Annotated in this window: 19 protein-coding genes; 6 read left to right on the forward strand and 13 right to left on the reverse strand. The window is 72.1% G+C overall.

Translation table 11 applies throughout. The features are described 5' to 3' along the window. Window positions 1-135 precede the first annotated feature (135 nt). Window positions 136-828 (reverse strand): histone deacetylase, encoded by a 693-nt coding sequence (locus GA0070562_RS23125; RefSeq protein WP_091425864.1) that lies wholly within the window; start codon window positions 826-828, stop codon window positions 136-138. A gap of 12 nt (window positions 829-840) precedes the next feature. Further along, window positions 841-1,620, reverse strand: coding sequence for a phosphodiesterase (locus GA0070562_RS23130; protein ID WP_091425866.1), 780 nt, complete (start codon window positions 1,618-1,620; stop codon window positions 841-843). 176 nt (window positions 1,621-1,796) lie between these two features. On the opposite strand from GA0070562_RS23130, the gene GA0070562_RS23135 reads away from it, so the two are divergent. After that, on the forward strand, window positions 1,797-3,254 hold the full coding sequence (locus GA0070562_RS23135) for a GGDEF domain-containing protein (RefSeq protein ID WP_091425870.1): 1,458 nt from the start codon (window positions 1,797-1,799) through the stop codon (window positions 3,252-3,254). 175 nt (window positions 3,255-3,429) lie between these two features. Here GA0070562_RS23135 and GA0070562_RS23140 read toward each other — a convergent pair whose 3' ends face one another. Both GA0070562_RS23140 and GA0070562_RS23145 read right to left on the reverse strand, forming a co-directional pair. After that, entirely contained in the window at window positions 3,430-4,491 is a 1,062-nt protein-coding gene (locus GA0070562_RS23140) for an aspartate-semialdehyde dehydrogenase (protein WP_091425873.1), read from the reverse strand. A gap of 6 nt (window positions 4,492-4,497) precedes the next feature. After that, the gene (locus GA0070562_RS23145; protein ID WP_091425876.1) at window positions 4,498-5,763 is read right to left on the reverse strand and encodes an aspartate kinase; all 1,266 of its coding nucleotides are present in this window, start codon (window positions 5,761-5,763) and stop codon (window positions 4,498-4,500) included. Window positions 5,764-6,001: 238 nt separating this feature from the next. Here GA0070562_RS23145 and GA0070562_RS23150 point away from each other — a divergent pair, with 238 nt between their 5' ends. Next, a complete protein-coding gene (locus GA0070562_RS23150; RefSeq protein ID WP_254663857.1) occupies window positions 6,002-6,763 on the forward strand; it encodes a hypothetical protein in 762 nt (253 codons plus the stop codon). A 23-nt stretch (window positions 6,764-6,786) separates the two neighbouring features. Here the strand turns inward: GA0070562_RS23150 and GA0070562_RS30780 are convergent, their stop codons facing one another. Beyond that, a complete protein-coding gene (locus tag GA0070562_RS30780) occupies window positions 6,787-7,773 on the reverse strand; it encodes an ArsR/SmtB family transcription factor (RefSeq protein ID WP_091425880.1) in 987 nt (328 codons plus the stop codon). Between the two features lie 71 nt (window positions 7,774-7,844). Here GA0070562_RS30780 and GA0070562_RS23160 point away from each other — a divergent pair, with 71 nt between their 5' ends. Continuing rightward, complete coding sequence (locus tag GA0070562_RS23160) at window positions 7,845-9,119, forward strand: MFS transporter (RefSeq protein ID WP_091425882.1); 1,275 nt, start codon at window positions 7,845-7,847, stop codon at window positions 9,117-9,119. 238 nt (window positions 9,120-9,357) lie between these two features. After that, window positions 9,358-11,103: a 2-isopropylmalate synthase gene (leuA, locus tag GA0070562_RS23165; protein WP_091425883.1), complete on the forward strand. Its 1,746-nt coding sequence runs from the start codon at window positions 9,358-9,360 to the stop codon at window positions 11,101-11,103. An 18-nt stretch (window positions 11,104-11,121) separates the two neighbouring features. On the opposite strand, the gene GA0070562_RS23170 is transcribed toward leuA, so the two are convergent. Continuing rightward, the gene (locus GA0070562_RS23170) at window positions 11,122-12,567 is read right to left on the reverse strand and encodes an MFS transporter (protein WP_091425885.1); all 1,446 of its coding nucleotides are present in this window, start codon (window positions 12,565-12,567) and stop codon (window positions 11,122-11,124) included. Window positions 12,568-12,675: 108 nt separating this feature from the next. On the opposite strand from GA0070562_RS23170, the gene GA0070562_RS23175 reads away from it, so the two are divergent. Beyond that, the gene (locus tag GA0070562_RS23175; protein WP_091425889.1) at window positions 12,676-13,335 is read left to right on the forward strand and encodes an HNH endonuclease family protein; all 660 of its coding nucleotides are present in this window, start codon (window positions 12,676-12,678) and stop codon (window positions 13,333-13,335) included. After that, window positions 13,317-13,769, forward strand: a complete 453-nt coding sequence (locus GA0070562_RS23180; protein ID WP_091425892.1) for a hypothetical protein — start codon at window positions 13,317-13,319, stop codon at window positions 13,767-13,769. Before GA0070562_RS23175 ends, GA0070562_RS23180 begins: the two co-directional genes overlap by 19 nt. 53 nt (window positions 13,770-13,822) lie before the next feature. Here GA0070562_RS23180 and GA0070562_RS23185 read toward each other — a convergent pair whose 3' ends face one another. The 7 genes from GA0070562_RS23185 to GA0070562_RS23215 all read right to left on the reverse strand — a co-directional run bounded on the left by GA0070562_RS23185 (window position 13,823) and on the right by GA0070562_RS23215 (window position 20,992). Then, on the reverse strand, window positions 13,823-14,926 hold the full coding sequence (locus GA0070562_RS23185) for an ABC transporter ATP-binding protein (protein WP_091425895.1): 1,104 nt from the start codon (window positions 14,924-14,926) through the stop codon (window positions 13,823-13,825). Next, entirely contained in the window at window positions 14,923-16,038 is a 1,116-nt protein-coding gene (locus GA0070562_RS23190; RefSeq protein ID WP_091425897.1) for an ABC transporter ATP-binding protein, read from the reverse strand. The genes GA0070562_RS23185 and GA0070562_RS23190 overlap by 4 nt, the downstream gene beginning before the upstream one ends. Window positions 16,039-16,049: 11 nt before the next feature. Continuing rightward, entirely contained in the window at window positions 16,050-17,018 is a 969-nt protein-coding gene (locus GA0070562_RS23195; protein WP_091425898.1) for an ABC transporter permease, read from the reverse strand. After that, window positions 17,015-18,019 carry an ABC transporter permease gene (locus GA0070562_RS23200; protein ID WP_091425900.1) on the reverse strand — a complete coding sequence of 335 codons (1,005 nt, stop codon included), beginning with the start codon at window positions 18,017-18,019 and terminating at the stop codon, window positions 17,015-17,017. Before GA0070562_RS23200 ends, GA0070562_RS23195 begins: the two co-directional genes overlap by 4 nt. A 78-nt stretch (window positions 18,020-18,097) precedes the next feature. Continuing rightward, window positions 18,098-19,759: an ABC transporter substrate-binding protein gene (locus GA0070562_RS23205; RefSeq protein ID WP_091425902.1), complete on the reverse strand. Its 1,662-nt coding sequence runs from the start codon at window positions 19,757-19,759 to the stop codon at window positions 18,098-18,100. A 322-nt stretch (window positions 19,760-20,081) separates the two neighbouring features. Further along, window positions 20,082-20,675 (reverse strand): recombination mediator RecR, encoded by a 594-nt coding sequence (gene recR / locus GA0070562_RS23210; RefSeq protein ID WP_013289050.1) that lies wholly within the window; start codon window positions 20,673-20,675, stop codon window positions 20,082-20,084. An 8-nt stretch (window positions 20,676-20,683) separates the two neighbouring features. Continuing rightward, window positions 20,684-20,992: a YbaB/EbfC family nucleoid-associated protein gene (locus tag GA0070562_RS23215; RefSeq protein ID WP_064446817.1), complete on the reverse strand. Its 309-nt coding sequence runs from the start codon at window positions 20,990-20,992 to the stop codon at window positions 20,684-20,686. Window positions 20,993-21,009 lie beyond the last annotated feature (17 nt).

Genomic DNA, 21,009 nt, shown 5'->3' on the forward strand with positions numbered 1-21,009 from the left:
CCGTTCTCGAAGGCGCCGGCTCCCAGGGACAGGGAGCCGGCGCCGACGCTCATGTCACGCGCAATTCCTTGCGCTGGCAACCGTCCTTGCCGGAATCACCTCCTGCCGGACACCCATCGCGAACCGAACGGTCGTTCATGTCCGACGGCCCGGCATATCGAGCAAACTGTCCGAACTCGACTGACGCCCCGGAGGGCTGGTCGCGGGTCCGCTGTGGGCGGTGGCGACGAGCCTGCGCAACGCCGGCCGCGTCCACCGCCCGGCCACCCCCGGCCGGCCCGCCAGGTAGCCGACGGTCCGCGCGGCGTCCCAGCCGTGCGCCTCGCGCAGCCCGCGCGCCAGCATCCCGAGATAGACCGGAGCGGGCCGGGTCCACCGCACCTCCACCGCCCGGTGCGGCGCGGTGAACGTGAGCATCGGCAGGCCCTCGTGGACACCGACGCGCAGCAGCGTCTCGTAGCGGCCCGGCCCGAGCCTCGCCCGCCCGGTCTCGACCGCCGCGAGGATCCCGGCCAGGTCGGCGCCGGGCGGCCGGTACATCTCCTGCGCGGCGATGTCGGCGAACTGCTCGACGGTCACCAGGTAGCCGCGCGCCGCCGCCCGGCCGGGCAGCAGCGGATCGTAGAACGCCATGCCGCCGGTCCAGGCCCTCGACTCGCCGGCGAAGTAGACGCCGCCGGGGATGAGCACCGGAACCGTCCGGCGCGGTGGCCGGCGGTCCCGGCAGCCGGGGTACGTGCGCAGCCCGCCGGGTGGACACCCGCCACGCAGATACCAGTTGAGCCGTGCGGCGTGCAGATTCGAGCCGTACGCGACGTACCAGAGCATCGGCGGCGCGGCTCAGAACCAGCAGGTGCGCCCGGCGGCGTGGCTGACCTGGACGGTGTGCGTCACGCAGCCGCCGTCGGCGATCAGGTGCAGCAGGAAGGCGGTCGGCTCGGCGAGGAACCCCGGCTCCTCGTCGTCGGTCATGGCCAGGCCCACCTGGATCCAGGTGCTCGGCGCGGTGGTCAGCACCGTACCGGCGAACGCGCTCGTCACCTGACGGTGCAGGTGGCCCGCGGCGACGCGTACGACATGGGGGTGACGGCCGACCACGGCGGCGAGCGCGTCGGCGTCGACGAGACCCATGCCGTCCATGACGGGTGCGCCCACCGCGACCGGCGGATGGTGCAGGCACACGACGGCGGGCGCGTCGGTACGCCCGGCGAGCACCCCGTCCAGCCAGGCGAGCTGCTCGTCGCCGAGGCGTCCGCCAGGGCTGCCCGGGGTGAGCGAGTCGAGCACCACGAGCGTCGCGTCCGGCAGGTCGACGTGGTAGTGCGCCGAGAAGCCACCCGCCAGGTAGGGGGTGCCGCCGAACGTGTCGAGCAGCGACTCGCGGTCGTCGTGGTTGCCGGTCACCAGGTGCACCGGCAGCGGGAACGCACCGACGATCTCGCGCAGGGCGAGGTATTCGTCCGGGCGGCCGTTGGCGGTCAGGTCACCGGTGATCACCACGCAGTCGGGCCGGGGACGCAGCGCGAGCACCGTGCCGAGTGCCCGGTGCAGCCCGGACGCCGGGGCGGCCGCGAGCGGGCCGGTGGTCACGTGCGGGTCGCTGAGCTGGGCGATGAGCATCGGTGGCCTCCTCGGGTCCCGGCCCTCACGCTATCGCCGCGCGCCCTCCCCGCGCAGGCCCGATCTCGCCCACAGGCTGCGTCCACAGCCTGTGGATAGCACATGTGTACGAAGGTCGGCGGCGGCTGCGCTGAGTACCCTTGATCGCGACCCGACCCCCTCCGAGCAGGAACGACGTGGATCACGAGCGAGTCCTCCGCGACGTCACGGTGCGCCTCCCCACGGCGTCCACCGTCCCGGAGGCGTGCCAGTGGACCGTCGCCGCGCTCGCCCGGCACACACCGGCGACCGCCACCGTCCTGCTCCGCGTCCACGACCGTCTGCGCTGCGTCGCCGCGACCGGCGCCTGGCAGGTGTTCTCGCACGTGCCGGCGACCGCCGACAGCGCCCCGCCGGGCCGTCACCGGCCCGAACCCTCGGTGGTGCGGCGGGTCTACGCCTCCGGCCTGACCGCCGCCGTGCCCGACGTCAGCGCCGACCCCGACTATCTCGAGGTCCGCCCGGACGTCACCGCCGAGCTCTGCGTGCCGGTACGGGACCCGGACGGCCGTCCGATCGGGGTGCTCGACCTCCAGTGGAGCGAGCCGGTCGTGCTCGCGGCGTGGCGGGAGACCGCCGAACTCGTGGCCGACCGCCTCGGCGGGCGGATCGCCGCGCTCGGCGGGCCACCGGCCGAGAGCCGCAGTGAGAAGCTGCTCCGGCACGCGGCCGCGTTCACCGCCGCGCCGACCGACTGGGACCTGATGACCGCCGCGCTCGCCGCGGCCCGGGACGTGTCAGCGCTCTCCGCCGCCGTGCTGGTGCTCACCGGCCGGCGCGGCCCGCGCCTCGGCGCGCCCACCGGCACCCCGGGCGAGTTGGAGGCGCGGATCCGGGCCGAGCTGGACGAGGCCGGGCCGGCCGGGCTCGACCGCATGATCGACCGGGCCCACCGGTACGGCTCGGCGTACACGCTGGGCGAGGCGGGCCACCCGCCCACCGACGAGTACCTGCCGCTGACCCGCGCCGGCGCACGCACGCTGGTGGCGGTGCCGGTCGGCACACCGGCCTCCGGCGGCGTACTGCTCGTCGCCGACGAGCAGCGCCTACGCCCCGACCCGACCACGGTCAACCTGATCGAGCTGCTCGCCGGGCAGGCGTGGACCTGCCTGGACCGGTTGCGTACGCTCGCCCGGCTCCGCGAGCAGGCCAGCTCGGACCCGCTCACCGGGCTGCGGCACACCGGCCCGTTCGGGCAGCGGATCGCCACCGCGACGCCGGGACGTACCGCCCTGCTGGCGATCGACGTGGACGGGTTCAAGGACGTCAACGACACGTACGGCCACCAGGCCGGCGACCGGCTGCTGGTGGGGCTGGCCCGGGCTCTGGAGGGCGCGTTGCGCCAGGGCGACGAGCTGTACCGGACCGGTGGCGACGAGTTCGTGGCAGTGATCGAGGTGAGCCGCCCGGAGGAGGCGGTCCGGATCGCCGAACGGCTCACCGAGGCGGCCCGCCGTACCGGCCGCACGATCAGCGTCGGCATCGCCCTGCCGAGGCCCGGCGAGTCGCCCGAGCGCACCCTGCACCGAGCCGACCAGGCCCTCTACGCGGTCAAGCGCCACGGCCGAGACGGCGTCCACCTCTCCGCCGCCTAACCCCGCTCCCGCTCCCGCTCCCGCTCCCGCTCCCGCTCCCGCTCCCGCTCCCGCGATCTTGCACTTCTTGCCCCGTCGAAAGGTGCAAATGCCCCACAGCCGGGGCCAGAAGTGCAAGATCGACGCCAGAAGGAGGGCGGCAGGCGAGCGCGCGGCGCGAGGGCGCGGGGCCGGGTTAGGGGCGGGTCATGTCCTTGGCCAGCAGTTCGGCGATCTGGGCCGTGTTGAGGGCCGCGCCCTTGCGGAGGTTGTCGCCGGTCACGAACAGGTCCAGGGCGCGGGGGTCGTCCACCGCCCGGCGGATCCGGCCCACCCAGGACGGGTCGGTGCCGACCGCGTCGATCGGCATCGGGAACTCCCCGGCCGCCGGGTCGTCGACCAGGATCACGCCCGGGGCGTTGCGCAGCACCTCGCGAGCGCCCTCGGCGTCCACCTCGGTGGCGAAGACCGCGTGCACGGCGACCGAGTGACCGGTCACCACCGGCACCCGTACGCAGGTGGCGGACACCTTGAGGTCGGGCAGCCCGAGGATCTTGCGCGACTCGTTGCGCAGCTTCATCTCCTCGGAGGACCATCCGCCGTCGGCGAGCGAGCCCGCCCACGGTACGACGTTCAGCGCCAGCGGCGCCGGGAACGGACCCAGCTCGTCTCCGACGGCCTGCCGCACGTCCCCGGCACGGGTACCGAGCACCCGGTCTCCAGCGATCTTGCCGAGCTGGAGGTGCAGCGCGTCCACGCCTGCCTGCCCCGCCCCGGAGACCGCCTGGTACGACGCGAGCACCAGCTCGCGCAGCCCGTACTCGCGGTGCAGCGGCGCGACCGCCACGATCATCGCCAGGGTGGTGCAGTTGGCGTTGGCGATGATGCCCTTGGGCCGGTTGCGCACCTGCTCGGGGTTGATCTCGGGGACCACGAGCGGCACGTCGCGGTCCATCCGGAAGGCGCCGGAGTTGTCCACCACCACGGCGCCGCGCGCGACAGCGACCGGGGCCCACTGAGCGGAGACGTCGTCCGGCACGTCGAACATCGCCACGTCGACGCCGTCGAGCGCGTCGGCGGTGAGCGCCTGGACGGTCAGCTCCTCGCCCCGGCACTGCACGCGCCGGCCGGCCGACCGCTCGGATGCGAGCAGCCGGATCTCGCCCCAGACGTTGCGCCGGGAGGAGAGGATCTGGCACATCACCGTGCCGACGGCACCTGTCGCCCCGACCACGGCGAGGGTGGGTAGCGACGCCATGACGCGTTACCGCCCGGTGCCGGCGTAGACGACGGCTTCGGTGTCACCACCCAGCTCGAAGGCGTCGTGGATGGCCCGGACCGCCTTGTCGAGGTCGGTGTCGCGGCAGACCACGGAGACCCGGATCTCCGACGTGGAGATCATCTCGATGTTCACGCCGGCCGCGCCGAGGGCGGCGAAGAAGCCGGCGGCCACGCCCGGGTGCGAGCGCATGCCCGCGCCGATCAGGGAGACCTTGCCGACGTGGTCGTCGTACAGCAGGCCCTTGAACTTGACCGACTCCTGGATCTTGCTGAGCGCGGTCATCGCGGTCGGGCCGTCGGCCTTGGGCAGCGTGAACGAGATGTCCGTGCGGCCGGTGCCCTCGGTGGACACGTTCTGCACGATCATGTCGATGTTGATCTCCGCGCCAGCCACGGTGTCGAAGATCGACGCGGCGGCGCCCGGCTCGTCGGGCACGCCAACGATCGTGATCTTCGCCTCGCTGCGGTCGTGGGCGACCCCGGTGATCAGTGCCTGTTCCACAGGAAGGTCCTCCATCGATCCGGTGACCATCGTGCCGGTGTTGGTCGAGTATGACGAACGGACGTGGATCGGCAAGCCCGCGCGCCGCGCGTACTCGACGCTGCGCAGGTGCAGCACCTTCGCGCCGCAGGCGGCCAGCTCCAGCATCTCCTCGTAGGTGATCAGCTTGATGTGCCGCGCGTTCGGCACGATGCGCGGGTCGGCGGTGAAGATGCCGTCCACGTCCGTGTAGATCTCGCAGACGTCCGCCTCCAGCGCGGCGGCGAGCGCCACTGCAGTGGTGTCCGAGCCGCCCCGCCCGAGCGTGGTCACGTCCTTGGTGTCCTGCGAGACGCCCTGGAAGCCGGCCACGATGACCACCGCGCCCTCGTCCAGCGCGCCCTTGAGCCGCCCCGGGGTCACGTCGATGATCCGGGCCCGGCCGTGCACCGAGGTGGTGATCACGCCGGCCTGGGAACCGGTGAACGAGCGGGCCTCGTACCCCAGGTTGTGGATGGCCATGGCGAGCAGCGCCATGGAGATCCGCTCCCCGGCGGTGAGCAGCATGTCCAGCTCGCGGCCCGGCGGCAGCGGGCTGACCTGGTTGGCCAGGTCGAGCAGCTCGTCGGTGGTGTCGCCCATGGCGGACACCACCACCACCACGTCGTCACCGGCCTTGCGCGCGGCCACGATGCGCTCGGCCACCCGCTTGATCCGCTCGGCGTTGGCGACGGAGGACCCGCCGTACTTCTGCACCACGAGTGCCACGACGGTGCACTCCCTCCCAGCGACGACCCTGAGCGTGCCGACGCCGCCGGGTCTCTCGGTCCGGCGGCGCGTGTCAGACCGCCTCAGCCTATCGGGCGGGCCGCGACACCGGGTCGGGTGATCCCACCATCCGGCCTCGCCGTGGGGCGGCTCACCAGCCCGGGAGTACGCGACACGCCAAGCGGTACAGCCGTACGGTGGGCTGTCCGCGAGCGTCCCCACGACGCAGAATGAGCCGGTGCACGCTCATCGACGTGCGGCCCGCCTGACCGGCGTGCTCGCGCTCACCCTGCCGGTACTGCTGGCCGCCTGCGACGGCGGCCGTCCCGATGCGGCGCCCACCGGCACCGCCGACCCGGTCCCGGTGCAGGTGGACGCCGCCCGCGAGGAACTGGCCGGACTGGCCGCCGCGGCGCAGGACCGGCACCTCACCGCCACGTACGCGTTCGCGCCCGCCGATGGCGCCCCCCGCACGGTGTCCTTCACCAGCGCCAACGACGGCAGCTGGCGGGTCGACGTGCCCGGCTGGGGGCACGCCGGCACGGTGGACGTCTCACTCGCCGGCACCTCCGACGGGCTGTTCCAGTGCGCGCTGCCCTCGGCCGGCTGGGCACAGTCGGCGACCTGCGTCCGCCTCGGCGACGCCGACGACGCGGTGCCGCGCCGGCTGGATCCCCGGGTGCAGCACCCGTTCACCGACTGGCTGGAGGTGCTGACCGACCGGCGTGCGCCGCTCGCGGTCTCCCCCGCCGAGCCGCTGCCGGGCGCCGACGGCCCGTGCTACACGGTCGACAGCACCTCGGCGTCGCTGAACGCGCCGCTCGACGTGGGCATCTACTGCTTCCGGGAGGACGGCACACCGGCGGCGGTACGGGCCGGGTTCGGCACCCTGACGCTGACCGGCGAGCCCGGCGCCGCGCCGGGCTCCGTCGAGCTGGCCGGCGCGGTGACCGACGGCGAGCCGGTGAGCCGGGACGCCCCGAGCCCGGGAGCGCCGTAGCGCTGGGCGTACGACCCGAGCGCTCAGGAACCGCGGGCCGCGCGCAACAGGGCCGCGCCCACCTCGGTGTTGCGGTAGAGCACGTGCCGCCCGGACCGGGACCGGACGACGAGACCGGCGGCGTGCAGCGCGGAGAGGTGCTGCGAGACGTTCCCCGCCGACATCCCGGTGATCCGGGCCAGATCGGTGGTCGTCACCGACGTGTCCAGCAGATGCAGCAACGCGGCCCGGCCGGCCCCCACCACCCGGACCAGTGGATCGCCCTCGGGCTCCGGCGCGCGTTCCCAGAGCGTCCCGACCGCCCGCACCGGGTACGCCGCGGCGGGCAACGAGTCCTCCAGCAGGTTCCACAGCACCCGCTGACGGCTGAACACGCTCGGGTTCAACGCCAGCCCTCGCCCCCGCAGGTCGAAGTCCCGCTCGAACGGGTCGTCGCTGACCACCCGGTCGCCGAGCCACCGCAGGCCGGGGTGGAGCCGCTCGAACAGCTTCCCCGTCCCGCCCTCGGCGAGCTGGGCCGCCCGGTACGCGACGTCGGCGTCGAGCACCGCCCGCATCCGCGGCCAGTCCGGGGCGATCGCCTCGTCGTACCAGACCCGCATCGCCTCGACGAGCCGCGGCAACAGCCCGGTCGGGTCGGCGAGCAACGCCCGGCCGAACGGGCGCAGCGGTCCGCTCGGCGTGGTCGCGAGCAGGTCCCTGACCACCACGCCGGGCGGCGTCGCGGCGATCTGGTCGAGCTGGCCGTCCATCTCCACCCCCGGGCGGGCCGCCGGGGTGAGGAAGTCGGGCAGCCAGCGGCGCGGCAGGGTGAGATGCACCAGCGGAGCGACCCGCTCGGCCACCTCCGGGCGGCGCAGCGTCGTCCGGGCCCGGTCGATCCACTGCAGGTGCACCGGATAGCGGGCCGGGTCGGCAAGCGCCCACATGCTCATGACCGTCTCGTTGGCCGGCGACACACCGAACCGCACGCCCGCGACGTCGGCCAGCGTGAACCGCAACTCGGACATGCGCACCCCCCGATTCGGCTCAGCCTAAAAGGCTCGCCCCTGGCGTGGGGGGCACGATCTGCTTACCGGTCATGGGGGCCAGAGACAGCATCCGCACCGCCGTCCGCGACGTCGTACCACCGGCCGGCCTGACCCGCGCCCTGGCCGTGCAGGCGATGGTCTTCGCCGTCGGCACCGGCCTGTTCCAGGCGGGCAGCGCCGTCTTCTTCACCCGGGCGCTCGGGCTGAGCCCGGCCCAGGTGGGGCTCGGCCTCTCACTCGCCGCCGGGGCGTCCCTGCTCGGCACCGTGCCGCTGGGCGGGCTCACCGACCGGTACGGGCCGCAGCGGGTGTGGATCGTCTGCCTGCTGCTGGACGCGGCGCTGTTCGCCGCGTACCCGTTCGTCGGCGGCGTCGCCGGGTTCCTCGCGGTGGTGATCGCGCTGGCCGTGACGGGCGCGGCGACCGGCGTGGCCCGCCAGGTCTACTCGATCAACGTGCTGCGCCCGGAGGAACGGGTCACCGCGATGGCCTACCAGCGCTCCTCGCTGAACGTCGGCTTCGGGGTCGGCGCGCTGATCAGCGGCCTGGTGCTGGCCGTCGACACGATCTGGGCGTACCGCGGGATGGTCTGGTTCATCGCCGTGGTCTTCCTGGTGACCGCCGGTTTCGTCCGCCGCCTGCCCCGGCTGCCGGAGGTGACCCGTCCCGCCGAGCCGATGAGCCGGCTGGCGGTGCTGCGGGACCGGCCCTTCATGGCCGTCGCGCTGCTCTCCGGGCTGCTCACCGCGCACCAGACGCTCTACCTGACGGTGATGCCGCTGTGGATCCTCACCCACACCGACGCGCCGAAGACGATCATCGCCGGGCTGGTGCTGCTCAACACCGTGCTGATCGTGCTGTTCCAGGTACGCGCCAGCCGGGGCGCGGACGACGCGCCGGGCGCGGCCCGGGCGTCCCGCCGGGGCGCGGTGCTGATCGCCGCGTTCTGCGTGGTCCTGCCGATCTCCGGCGCGACCCGGGGACCGCTCACCGTGGCGGTGCTGGTCGCCGCCGCGACGCTGCTCATCCTGGCGGAGCTGATCGAGTCGGCGGGCGCCTGGGGACTCACCGCCACGCTGCCGCCCGCCGCCCAGCGCGGCGCGTACGTCGGCGCGTTCGGGCTCGGCTCCCAGGTGCAGTTCCTGATCGCTCCGGCCGGGCTGACCGCGCTCGGCGTGAGCACCGGCGGCTGGGGCTGGTACCCGGCCGCGGCGATCTTCACCCTCGTCGGGCTGGCGATCGTGCCCGCGGTGACCCGGGCGGAGCGGACACCTCGGCTACCGGGCGTGGCGAAGTCCTCCGACTCCGTGACTCTGGTCCCATAGTCCGGACCAGCCTTCCCACGGCACGTCCCACCACGTAGGGTGACCCTGTCATGTGGCGCGCGTACCTTCTCCTTGGCTGCCGCGACGAGGCCTGACCGGCCGGCACCTCGTCGCGGAGTAGAAACGCGCCGTCCAGCACATCCGATCTTCTTCTCGGCACCGCCGCGCACCGTCGCCCGGCATCTCGCCGACACCTTTCCGATCTGCTGACGCCACATGTTCCAGGGAGCACTCCGAGATGGCTCAACCTGTCACCGAGACCGATCCGTTCGCCAGCCAGCGCCCCAGCCGGATGCCGGTCCACCGCTACGTCCCGTACGACCGTGAGTTCGGCGTCGACCTGCCGGACCGCGCCTGGCCGACCCGCCGCGTCGAGGCCGCGCCCCGCTGGTGCGCAGTCGACCTCCGCGACGGCAACCAGGCGCTGATCGACCCGATGTCGCCCGAGCGCAAGCGCCGGATGTTCCAGCTCCTGGTGCAGATGGGCTACAAGGAGATCGAGGTCGGTTTCCCGTCGGCGAGCCAGACCGACTACGACTTCGTACGGCAGCTGATCGAGCAGGACCTGATCCCCGAGGACGTCACCATCCAGGTGCTGACCCAGTGCCGGGAGCACCTGATCGAGCGGACCTTCGAGTCGCTGCGCGGCGCCCGCCGGGCCATCGTGCACTTCTACAACTCCACCTCGACGCTGCAGCGCCGGGTGGTCTTCGGCCTGGACCGCGACGGCATCACCGACATCGCCACGCAGGGCGCGCGGCTGTGCCAGAAGTACGCGGAGATCCACACCCCGGACACCGACATCCACTACGAGTACTCGCCGGAGTCGTACACGGGCACCGAGCTGGAGTACGCGCTGGAGGTCTGCTCGGCGGTGATCGACGTGATCGACCCGACGCCGGACCGGAAGCTGATCATCAACCTGCCGGCCACCGTCGAGATGGCGATGCCGAACGTCTACGCCGACTCGATCGAGTGGATGCACCGGCGGCTGCCCCGGCGGGACAGCCTGGTGCTGAGCCTGCACCCGCACAACGACCGGGGCACCGGCGTGGCCGCCGCCGAGCTGGGCCTGCTGGCCGGCGCGGACCGGATCGAGGGCTGCCTGTTCGGCAACGGCGAGCGCACCGGCAACGTGGACCTGGTGACGCTGGGCCTGAACATGTTCTCCCAGGGCATCGACCCGATGATCGACTTCTCCAACATCGACGAGGTCAAGCGGGCCGTCGAGTACTGCAACCAGCTGCCGGTGCACGAGCGCCACCCGTACGCGGGCGACCTGGTCTACACCGCGTTCTCCGGCTCGCACCAGGACGCGATCAACAAGGGCTTCGCCGCGCTGCACGCCGACGCGACGGCGGCCGGGGTGCCGGTGGACGACTTCACCTGGGCGGTGCCCTACCTGCCGATCGACCCGAAGGACCTGGGCCGCACCTACGAGGCGGTCATCCGGGTCAACTCGCAGTCCGGCAAGGGCGGCGTCGCGTACATCATGAAGACCGAGCACCAGCTCGACCTGCCGCGCCGCCTCCAGATCGAGTTCTCCGGCGTGGTGCAGCAGGTCACCGACCACGACGGCGGCGAGGTCGAGCCGGGCGCGATGTGGGAGATCTTCGCCCGCAACTACCTGGTCGACCACCAGGTCGACCCGGCCGTGAAGCTGGCCGAGTACACGATCGGCACCGTCGACGGCAAGGTCGAGATCGACGCCCGCGTCGGCTTCGGCGGCGAGACCCGCGCGCTCACCGCCGTCGGGAACGGCCCGATCGACGCGTACGTCAACGCGCTGCAGTCCCTGGGCGTGGCGGTACGGGTGCTCGACTACCACGAGCACGCGCTGTCCTCCGGCGGTGACGCGCAGGCCGCCGCGTACGTGGAGTGCGAGGTGGACGGCCGCACGGTGTGGGGCGTCGGGGTGGACGCCAACATCGTCACCGCCTCGATCAAGGCGGTCACGAGCGCGGTGAACCGCACCCGCGCCTGATTCCGGCACGGCGGGGCCTCAGCGTGACGCGGGGGCCCCGCCCTCCCGCCGGGGGCGGTGGATCAGCACGGCGGCGAGCACCGCGCCGGCCAGCAGCAGCCCGGCGCACCAGGCCAGCGCCCCCCGGTACGCGTCGGCGAGCGCGCCCTTCTGCTCGTACCCGGTGCCGGAGAGCCCGACCAGCAGCGGCAGCGCGGCCACCGCGAGCAGGCCGCCGGCCCGGGAGGCGGCGTTGTTGAATCCGCTCGCCACCCCGGCGAAGCGGTCCGCGACGGCACCGAGCACCGATGTGGTCAGCGGCGCCACCACGAGCGTGAGCCCGGCGCCGAACAGTGCCACGCCCGGCAGCACGTCCACCCAGTACGACGCGCCCGGCCCGACCCGGCGCAACAGCAGCAGACCCACCGCGGCGATCACCGGGCCGACGGTGAGCGGCAGCCGGGGGCCGATGCGGGCCGACAGCGCGCCCGCGCGCGGCGAGCCGACCAGCAGCAGCACCGTCATCGGCACCGTGGCCAGGCCGGTGAGCAGCGCCGACCAGCCGACCACGTTCTGGAGGTAGACGGCGAGGAAGAAGGTGAACCCGCCGAGCGCCGCGTACACCACCACTGTGAAGACGTTCAGCACGGAGAACAGCCGGCTGGAGAACAGCCCGGTGGGCAGCATCGCGGTGTCGCCGCGCCGCCGCTCGACGAGCACGAAGACCACCACGGCGGCCACCCCGAGCACCGCCGTGACCAGCACCGCCGGGGAGTCCAGGCCACGCGCCGGCGCGTCGATCAGCGCGTACGTGACTCCGCCGAGCGCGAGCGCGCCGAGCAGCGCGCCTGCCACGTCGAACCGCCGCCCCTCCCCGGTACGCGACGTCTCCTCGTCCCGGCTCTCCGGCACCCAGCGCAGTGCGGCGAGCACCACGCCGACGGCCAGCGGCAGGTTGACGAAGAAGATCCACCGCCAGGAGAGCGTGTCGATCAGCCAGCCGCCGAGCAGCGGACCGAGCGCTGTGGACACCCCGGACAGCCCGGACCAGGTGCCGATCGCCCGGCCCCTGTCGTCCGGGTGGAAGCTGGCCTGGAGCACCGACAGCGAGCCGGGGGTGAGCAGCGCCCCGCCGGCGCCCTGGAGGAACCGGGCGGCGACGAGCCAGCCGGTGTCCTGGGCCAGCCCGCAGAGCACCGACGCCACAGCGAACCAGACCACACCGAACAGGAAGACGCGCCGCCGCCCGAACCGGTCCCCGAGCGCACCGCCGAGCAGCACGAACGCGGCGAGCATGAGCAGGTAGCCGTTCACGGTCCACTGCAGACCGGCGACTGTGGCGTCCAGTTCGGCACCGAGGCGCGGCAGCGCGACGTTGACGACCGTGCTGTCCAGGAACACCATGCCCGAGGCGAGGATCGCGGCGAGCAGCGTGCCGCGCCCGGCGGCGGAGCCGGTACGCAGCGCGGGAGCGGGTGCGGTCACGTCTCACCACTCTGCCCGCCGCCCACCCTCGACGCCACGAATCGCGGAAACCGCCGCCGGGTACTGTGCGGACTCGCCCGGAGCACGCAAGCTGGAGAGGTGTCGTCTGTGCGTACGAGATCAGGAGCCCGAGCCGGGCTGGCGGCCGCGCTGAGCGCGGTGCTGGCCCTCGGCGTGGCCGGCTGCGACGTGTCGGTCACCGAGCCGGAGGCGCCGCCGAGCGCCGCCGGGAACGTCAACAAGCAGCTCGGTGAGCTGACCGTGGCCACCGCCGGGTCGATGAAGGGCTACAGCCGCTCCCGTTTCCCGCACTGGCGCGGCACCGGCAAGAACTGCGACGTACGCGACAGCGTGCTGCAACGCGACGGCGAGGGCATCAAGCTGTCCGGCTGCAACGTGGTCGGCGGCCGGTGGGAGAGCGTCTACGACGGGGTGGTGCTGAACGATCCGTCGGGCGTGGACATCGACCACACCGTGCCGCTGGCCGCCGCGTGGCGTTCGGGCGCGGACGAGTGGGACGACTCGAAGCGCGGCGACTTCGCCAACGACCTGACCCGGCCGCAGCTCATCGCGGTTTCGGCGCGGTCCAACCGGGCAAAGGGTGACCAGGATCCGTCCCAGTGGAAGCCGCCGAACCGGTCGTCCTGGTGTCAGTACGCGGCGGACTGGGTGACGGTCAAGCACTACTGGCGGCTGACTGTGACAAGTGCCGAGAAGGCCGCTCTCACCGACATGCTGGAGGGCTGCACATGGGCGAGCAAACCGTGACCGGGCCGGACGCCACACCGGCGCCGGAGGCAGGCGGCGCACCGGCCCCGGAGTCCGCACCGGCCGGTCCGGCCTCGGCCGGGATGACGGCTGACGGCCGGCAGCCGGCACCCGCCGACGTCGCCGGGGCGGGCATGACCGCCGACGCGGTGCCGGGTGCGCCGGCCGGCGGCGCGCCGGGCGGACCGGCGGACCGCACCGCTGACATCACCGCCGGGCCGGGCGGGGTCATGACCGACGAGGTGGGCGTGGTGACCGGAGAGTTGACGCTGCGCACCGAGCACGCCGACGGCCGGGTGACGCTGCGGGTGCAGTACAAGGACGCCGACGAGTGGTACGCGGTCACCGGCGGTTCCGCGCCGCTGGCCGACCCGGCCGCGCTGGACGCCGTGCACACGATCGCGGTGGGCCTGCTCAACCGCCCCGAGGGCTGACCGACGACAAAGCGCGTCCCCACCCGGGCCGGGTGGGGACGCGCCTTGTCGTGTCAGACGTACGATCCGGGCTCGCTGGGCGCGGAGACCACGCCCGGCTCCTCGCCCTCGCCCTCCGGCCGGGTGATCTTCGCGGTCACCTCGTGCGGGCGCAGCTCACCCGCGGCGATCTGCTCGGCCCAGTGGCAGGCCACCCGGCTGGCGCCGATCGAGCGCAGCTCCGGCCGCTCGTCGGCACAGCGGGTCGGCTGCGCCCACGGGCAGCGGGTGTGGAACCGGCAGCCCGACGGCGGGTTGGCAGGCGACGGCAGGTCACCGGCGAGCAGGATGCGCTCGCGCCGGTCCTCCACGTCCGGGTCCGGCACCGGCACCGCCGACATCAGCGCCCGGGTGTACGGGTGCAGCGGCTCGGTGTAGAGCCGGTCGCTCGGCGCCTCCTCCACCAGCGCGCCCAGGTACATCACGCCGACCACGTCGGAGATGTGCCGCACCACGGCCAGGTCGTGCGCGATGACCAGGTACGTCAGGCCGAGGCTGTCCTGGAGTTCGTCGAGCAGGTTCACCACCTGCGCCTGGATCGACACGTCCAGCGCGGAGACCGGCTCGTCGGCGACGATCAGCTCCGGGCCGAGGACGAGCGCGCGGGCGATGCCGATGCGCTGGCGCTGGCCGCCGGAGAACTCGTGCGGGTAGCGGGACAGCGCCCACCTCGGCAGGCCGACCGCGTCGAGCGTCTCGCCGATGATCCGCCGCCGGTCGTCCCGGTTCGCGCCGATGCCGTGGGTCTGGAGGCCCTCGGTCAGGATCGACTCGACGTTCTGGCGGGGATCCAGGCTGGACATCGGGTCCTGGAAGATCATCTGCATCCGGCGGCGCATCGTGCGCAGTTTGCCGGCGGGCAGCGTGGTCAGCTCGACGCCGTCGAACTTCACCTCGCCGCTGGTCGGCGGGTTGAGCTGGAGCAGCGCCCGGCCGAGCGTGGACTTGCCGCAGCCCGACTCGCCCACCAGCCCGTACGTCTTGCCGCGCGGGATGCTCAGGTCGACCCCGTCGACCGCCTTGACGTGCCCGACGGTCCGGTCGAACAGCACGCCCCGGCGGATCGGGAAGTGCACCTTCAGGTCGCGGACCTCGACGAGGATGTCGTTGTCGCTCATGGGGTCTCCTCCTCGCGCGGAGCCGGTCCGAAGCCGGGCACGGCGGGCGGGTCGGCCGGCTCGGCCTGGGCCGGCACCGCACCCGGTTCGGCGGTCGTCGGCGCGGTCGCGCGGGTGTCCGCCTCCGGGGTCAGGCCGGGGACCGGCACCGGGTTGACGCAGCGGTAGCTGCGCGCGTCGTGGGTGAGCACAAGCTCCGGCGGCTCGCCCACACACGCGTCGACGCGGCGGGTGCAGCGCGGGGCGAACGCGCAGCCGTCCGGCCAGGGCAGCACGTCGCGCACCGAGCCGGGGATGGGGTTCAGCCGTTCGCCGCGGCCGGCGTCCAGGCGCGGCACCGAACCGAGCAACCCCTCGGTGTACGGGTGCCGGGGCTGGCGGAACAGCGGACGGCGGGTGGCCGTCTCCACCACCCGGCCGGCGTAGAGGACGTTGATGGTCTCGCACATGCCGGCGACCACGCCGAGGTCGTGCGTGATCATGACCAGGGCGGTGCCGGAGTCCCGGACCAGGTCCTTGAGCAGTTCCAGGATCTGCGCCTGGATGGTGACGTCGAGCGCGGTGGTCGGCTCGTCGGCGATCAGCAGCCGAGGCTGGCAGGCGACCGCCATGGCGATCAGCGCCCGCTGCCGCATGCCCCCGGAGAGCTGGTGCGGGTACTCCTTCAGGCGCCGCCGCGGGTCCGGGATGCCCACCCGGTCGAGCAGGTCGGCCGCCTCCCTGGTGGCCGCCTCGCCCCTCATGCCCCGGTGCCGGGCGAGCACCTCGGTCACCTGGAGCCCGATCGGGATGACCGGGTTCAGCGAGGAGAGCGGATCCTGGAAGATCATCGCGACATCCCGGCCGCGGATGTCGCGGCGGGACCGGTCGTCGAGCTGGAGCAGGTCGGTGCCGTCGAAGACCGCCTTGCCACCGACCCGCAGGCCCGGCTGCTTCGGCAGCAGGCCCATGATGGCCAGCGACGTGACGCTCTTGCCGCAGCCGGACTCGCCGACCAGGCCGACCACCTCGCCGGCGTCGACCGAGAAGGACACCCCGTCCACCGCGTGCACGGTGCGCTGCCCACGACGGGCGAACGTGACGGAGAGGTCGTCCACTTCGAGCAGTGCCATGGCTGACTGACCTACTTCCGCAGCTTTGGATCGAGAGCCTCGCGCATCGCCTCACCGAGCAGGGTGAACCCGAGCGCGGTGATGATGATGCCGAGCGCCGGATAGATCGCCAGTCCCGGCCGGATGCCCAGGTACGGCTGCGCGTCGGCGAGCATGACGCCCCACTCCGGGATGGCCGAGTCGGGGTTGCCGAGACCGAGGAAGGACAGCGCGGCCGCCTCGATGATCGCGGTCGCCAGCGTCAGCGTGGCCTGCACGATGACCGGGGCGATCGAGTTCGGCACCACGTGGGTGAGGGCGATCTTGGACCGCTTCACGCCGAGCGACGTCGCGGCCAGCACGTAGTCGCTGTTGGCCTGCGCGATCATCGAGCCCCGCAGCAGCCGGGCGAAGATCGGCACCGACACCACACCGACAGCGATCATCACGGTGGTGAGGCTGGCGCCGAGCAGCGCGGCGATGCTCACCGCGAGCAGCAGGCTCGGCATGGCCAGCAGCATGTCGATGAAGCGCATCAGGGTGGTGTCGATCCAGCGGCCCCAGCGCCCGCCCAGACCGGCCGCGGCACCGGCGACGCCGCCGATCAGCGCGCCGACCGCGAGGCCGATCAGGGTGGAGACCACGCCGACGAGCAGCGTCTGCCGGGCCCCGACGATGAGCCGGCTGAACTCGTCCCGGCCCTGGTGGTCGAAGCCGAGCCAGTGGTCGGCGGAGACGCCCGGGATGATGCCCTGGCCGGACTTGACCAGTCCTTCGCGGATGCCGATGGAGTCCGTCGGGCTGTACGGGACGAGGAACGGCCCGATCACCGCGACCAGGACGAAGATCGCCAGGATGACCACGCCGATGACGGCCGCCGGATTGCGCCGCAGCCGGCGGAACGCCTCCTTCCAGAGGCTCACCCCCTGCTCGTCCTCGCGGGCGGCCAGCTCGGCGAGCCGGTCGATCTTCTCGCGCTTCTTGCCACCGGTGATGGTCATCGCACCCTCACCCTCGGGTCGATCACGCTGTAGGAGAGGTCGACCAGGAGATTCACCAGCACGTACACCACCGCAATGATCATGATGAAGCCCATCAGCACCGGGTAGTCGCGCTGGCTGATCGACTCGGCGACGAACGCGCCGATGCCGCTGAACGCGAACACGGTCTCGGTGAGCACCGCGCCGGAGAGCAGGAGACCGGTCTGGAGACCGATCGAGGTGGCCACCGGCAGCATGGCGTTGCGCAGCACGTGCCGGCGGCGGACGGTCCGCTCGGTCAGGCCCTTGGCCTCGGCGGTCCGGACGAAGTCCTCGTTGAGCACCTCCAGCACGCTGGCCCGGGTGATCCGGACGATGATCGCGAGCGGGATGCTGGCGAGCGCGACGCCCGGCAGCACGAGGTGCCACAGCGCGTCGGCGGCGGCGTCCCACTCGCGGGTCATGAGCCCGTCGAGGACGAAGAAGTTGGTGACCCGGGTCGCCCCGATGGTCGGGTCCTGCCGGCCGCTGGAGGGGAACCAGCCCAGGTTCTCCGCGAAGATCGCCTTGAGCACGTACGCCAGGAAGAAGACCGGGATGCAGATGCCGATGAGCGATCCGCCGACCGAGGCGTGGTCGAGGAACCGGCCCCGGCGGCGGGCGGCCAGGTAGCCGAGCGGGATGCCGATGCCGACCGCGAGGATCATGGCCATGACGGTCAGCTCGACGGTGCCGGGGAACCGCTCCACGAACTCCGTGGTGACGGCCCGCTTCGTACCGGTCGAGGTGCCCAGGTCGAGCCGGATCATCCGCCGCAGGAAGCGGGCGTACTGGACCAGGATCGGCTCGTCGAGGCCGAGGTTGCGCCGGATGGCGGCGCGCGTCTCGGGCGTGCCCCGTTCACCGAGGATCGCGGTCTCGGGCCCGCCCGGAAGTCGGTGGAGCCAGATGAACAGCAGGACGGAGAGCCCGAACAGCGTGGGTATCAGCTGTAGCAGGCGTCTGATGATGAACCGGAACACGGGCGCCTCGGAGGGTGTGCGGAGGGGTGCGGGCGGGCGCTGTGGTCACAGCGCCCGCCCGCGTACGGTGCCTTCAGATCACTTGAACTCTGCGGTCGCGTACCGCTCGTCGGTGAGCGGGCTCGCCTTGACCCCGGTCACGTCCTTGCCGAACACGATCGCCGGCGGGGAGTGCGAGATCGGCACACCCGGCAGGAAGTCCATGATCGTCTTGTTCAGCGCCTTGTACTTCTCCGTCCGGGCCGCCACGTCGGCGGTGGTGTCGGCGTCCTTGAACTGCGCGAAGAGCGCGGGGTTGTTGAAGCCCCACTCGTCCTTCTGGCGGTCGAAGAAGGTGCCGATGAAGTTGTACGCGTCGCCGTAGTCACCGGTCCAGCCGAGGAAGTGCAGGTCGTGCTTGTTGCCGGAGGTGGTGGCGTTGAGGTAGTCCGGGCTCCACTTCAGCGGGATGGCCTGGACGTTGATGCCGACCGCCTTGAGGTCCGCCGAGAGCAGCTCGAAGATGTCCTTCGGGTTCGGCATGTACGGCCGGGTGACCTCGGTCGGGTAGTGGAACTTCAGCGTCAGGTTCGACGCGCCCGCCTCGGCCAGCAGCTGCTTGGCCTTCTCCGGGTTGTAGTCGTACTTGGTGACGTCGCCGTTCCAGCCCTCGACGGTGTCCGGGAAGAAGTTCATCGCGACCTTGGCGCCCGGGGGCAGCTTCGAGTCGACCAGGGCCTGCCGGTTCAGCGCGTGCGCGATGGCCTGCCGGACCTTCAGGTCGGCCAGCTTCGGGTTCCCCTTCTGGTTGATCGCCAGGTAGAGGATGTTGAAGGCGGGCCGGGTGAGGACGTTGAAGCCCTCCTTCTTCAGCGGCTCCACGTCCGCCGGGCCGACCAGGTCGTAGCCCTGGATGTCACCCGAGCGGAGCGCCTGCTTGCGGGCGTTCTCGTCCGAGATCGTCTTGAAGATGATGGTCTTCAGCTTGGCCTTGTCGCCGTAGTAGTCGTCGTTGCGCTCGATGGTGAGCGACTTGTTCGCGATGTCCCACGCCTTGAACTTGAACGGGCCGGTGCCGGTCGGGTGCTCCATCGCGTACGCCGGGTACTTGATGTCCTCGGCGGTGCCGGTCACGTTGCTCGCGTCGTACTGCTCCATCGCCTTGGGGCTCTGGATCGAGAACGACGGCAGCATCAGCGCGGCCGGGATCTTGCTGGAGACCCGGGTGAACGCGAGGTCCACAGTGGTGGCGTCCTTGGCGGTGCAGGACTTGAAGAGGCTCGGCCCCAGCTCCGGGTCCTCGTTCTTGGCGAACCCGCCCATGACGTCCTGCCAGTAGGCGGTCACGTCCGGGCTCTGCATGAGGCCCTTGGCGTTGTACCAGCGGTCGAAGTTGGCGCAGACGGCTTCGGCGTTGAAGTCGGTGCCGTCGTGGAACTTGACTCCCGAGCGGAGCTTGAACGTCCAGGTGGTGCCCGCCGCGTCCGGCGTCCAGGACTCGGCGAGGCCCGGCGTCACCTTGGTGCCGCCCTCCTCCGGACGGACCAGGGTCTCGAAGACCTGGCGCGCCACGCGCAGCGACTCACCGTCGCTGGCGAAGCTGGGGTCGAGCACCTTCGGGTCTCCGGCGACGCCGAAGACGAGGGTGTCCTTCTTGCTATCTCCGGAGCCACTCTCACGGTCGCTCTCGGCGCAGCCTGCAACCGCGAGGGCCGCGACCGCGACGGCCGCGATTGCGACCTTCGGCCTGGATGCACGCATGGTGCTTTCACCTCGTCCTTGGGGGTACGGACAACGTGGTGACAGGGTCACCGATGTGCGCAGACCTTAGCCCTCGGGCGGACGGCCCGGAAACCGGCGGGGGGTGGGTTGGTATCGAATCGTGTCTGTTCCGCAACGAGGCATACGAATCGAAGGATAATCCCTTGCATCGCCGAACTTTCGTCGGTTTGAAGGGCGAATTTATTACGTCGATCCGGTCCCGGACGCACGTTCCTGTTAGATCGACGGGCGTCCGGTCCGGCCCGGAGACACGTCCGGCGGGCACCCCGGAGGGCACCCGCCGGAGGCGGCACGACTGGATTCAGACGGCCCGTCGGCCCTCGAAGGCCCGGCCCAGCGTGATCTCGTCGGCGTACTCCAGGTCGCCGCCGACCGGCAGTCCACTCGCGAGTCGGGTCACGGCGATCCCCATCGGCTTGACCATCAGCGCCAGGTAGGTGGCTGTCGCCTCGCCCTCGGTGTTCGGGTCGGTGGCGAGGATCAGCTCACGGACCTCGCCGCCGCCGAGGCGGGTCATCAGCTCACGGATCCGCAGGTTGTCCGGGCCGATGCCCTCCAGCGGATTGATCGCGCCGCCGAGCACGTGGTAGCGCCCGCGGAACTCGCCGGTCCGCTCGATCGCCACCACGTCCTTCGGCTCCTCGACCACGCAGAGCACCTCGTCGGTACGCCGTGGGTCGCGGCAGATCCGGCACTGCTCCGACTCGGCCACGTTGTAGCAGGTCGTGCAGAACCGCACCAGGTCCTTGACCTTGCGCAGCGCGCCGGCCAGCCGGTTGACGTCGGCCGGATCCGCCGACAGCACGTGGAACGCGATCCGCTGGGCACTCTTCGGGCCCACGCCCGGCAACCGGCCCAGCTCGTCGATCAGATCCTGGATGGCACCCTCGTACATCTGCCGGCTCAGAACCCGGGCAGGCCGAGGCCGCCCATGCCGCCCGCCAGCGGGCCCATCTTCTTCTCGGTCAGCTCGCGGGCCGCCTCGGCGGCGTTGTGCACGGCCGCGACGACCAGGTCCTCGAGCGTCTCGACGTCCTCCGGGTCGACCGCCTTCGGGTCGATCTTGATCGCCTTCAGCTCACCGGTGCCGGCGACGGTCGCGGTGACCAGGCCACCGCCGGCGGTGCCGGTCAGCTCCGCCTCGGCCAGCTCGGCCTGGGCCTTGGCGATCTGCTGCTGCATCTTCTGCGCCTGCTTCAGCATCTGCTGCATGTTCGGCTGTCCACCTG

Source organism: Micromonospora tulbaghiae (genome assembly GCF_900091605.1).
Classification (GTDB): domain Bacteria; phylum Actinomycetota; class Actinomycetes; order Mycobacteriales; family Micromonosporaceae; genus Micromonospora; species Micromonospora tulbaghiae.

What these genes read in the sequence shown, in the direction of transcription:
- GA0070562_RS23125 (WP_091425864.1), bottom strand. Translation starts at nt 828, where the DNA reads ATGCTCTGGTACGTCGCGTACGGCTCGAATCTGCACGCCGCACGGCTC.
- GA0070562_RS23130 (WP_091425866.1), bottom strand. Translation starts at nt 1,620, where the DNA reads ATGCTCATCGCCCAGCTCAGCGACCCGCACGTGACCACCGGCCCGCTC.
- GA0070562_RS23140 (WP_091425873.1), bottom strand. Translation starts at nt 4,491, where the DNA reads ATGGCGTCGCTACCCACCCTCGCCGTGGTCGGGGCGACAGGTGCCGTC.
- GA0070562_RS30780 (WP_091425880.1), bottom strand. Translation starts at nt 7,773, where the DNA reads ATGTCCGAGTTGCGGTTCACGCTGGCCGACGTCGCGGGCGTGCGGTTC.
- GA0070562_RS23160 (WP_091425882.1), top strand. Translation starts at nt 7,845, where the DNA reads ATGGGGGCCAGAGACAGCATCCGCACCGCCGTCCGCGACGTCGTACCA.
- leuA (WP_091425883.1), top strand. Translation starts at nt 9,358, where the DNA reads ATGGCTCAACCTGTCACCGAGACCGATCCGTTCGCCAGCCAGCGCCCC.
- GA0070562_RS23180 (WP_091425892.1), top strand. Translation starts at nt 13,317, where the DNA reads ATGGGCGAGCAAACCGTGACCGGGCCGGACGCCACACCGGCGCCGGAG.
- GA0070562_RS23185 (WP_091425895.1), bottom strand. Translation starts at nt 14,926, where the DNA reads ATGAGCGACAACGACATCCTCGTCGAGGTCCGCGACCTGAAGGTGCAC.
- GA0070562_RS23190 (WP_091425897.1), bottom strand. Translation starts at nt 16,038, where the DNA reads ATGGCACTGCTCGAAGTGGACGACCTCTCCGTCACGTTCGCCCGTCGT.
- GA0070562_RS23195 (WP_091425898.1), bottom strand. Translation starts at nt 17,018, where the DNA reads ATGACCATCACCGGTGGCAAGAAGCGCGAGAAGATCGACCGGCTCGCC.
- GA0070562_RS23205 (WP_091425902.1), bottom strand. Translation starts at nt 19,759, where the DNA reads ATGCGTGCATCCAGGCCGAAGGTCGCAATCGCGGCCGTCGCGGTCGCG.
- recR (WP_013289050.1), bottom strand. Translation starts at nt 20,675, where the DNA reads ATGTACGAGGGTGCCATCCAGGATCTGATCGACGAGCTGGGCCGGTTG.
- GA0070562_RS23215 (WP_064446817.1), bottom strand. Translation starts at nt 20,992, where the DNA reads ATGCAGCAGATGCTGAAGCAGGCGCAGAAGATGCAGCAGCAGATCGCC.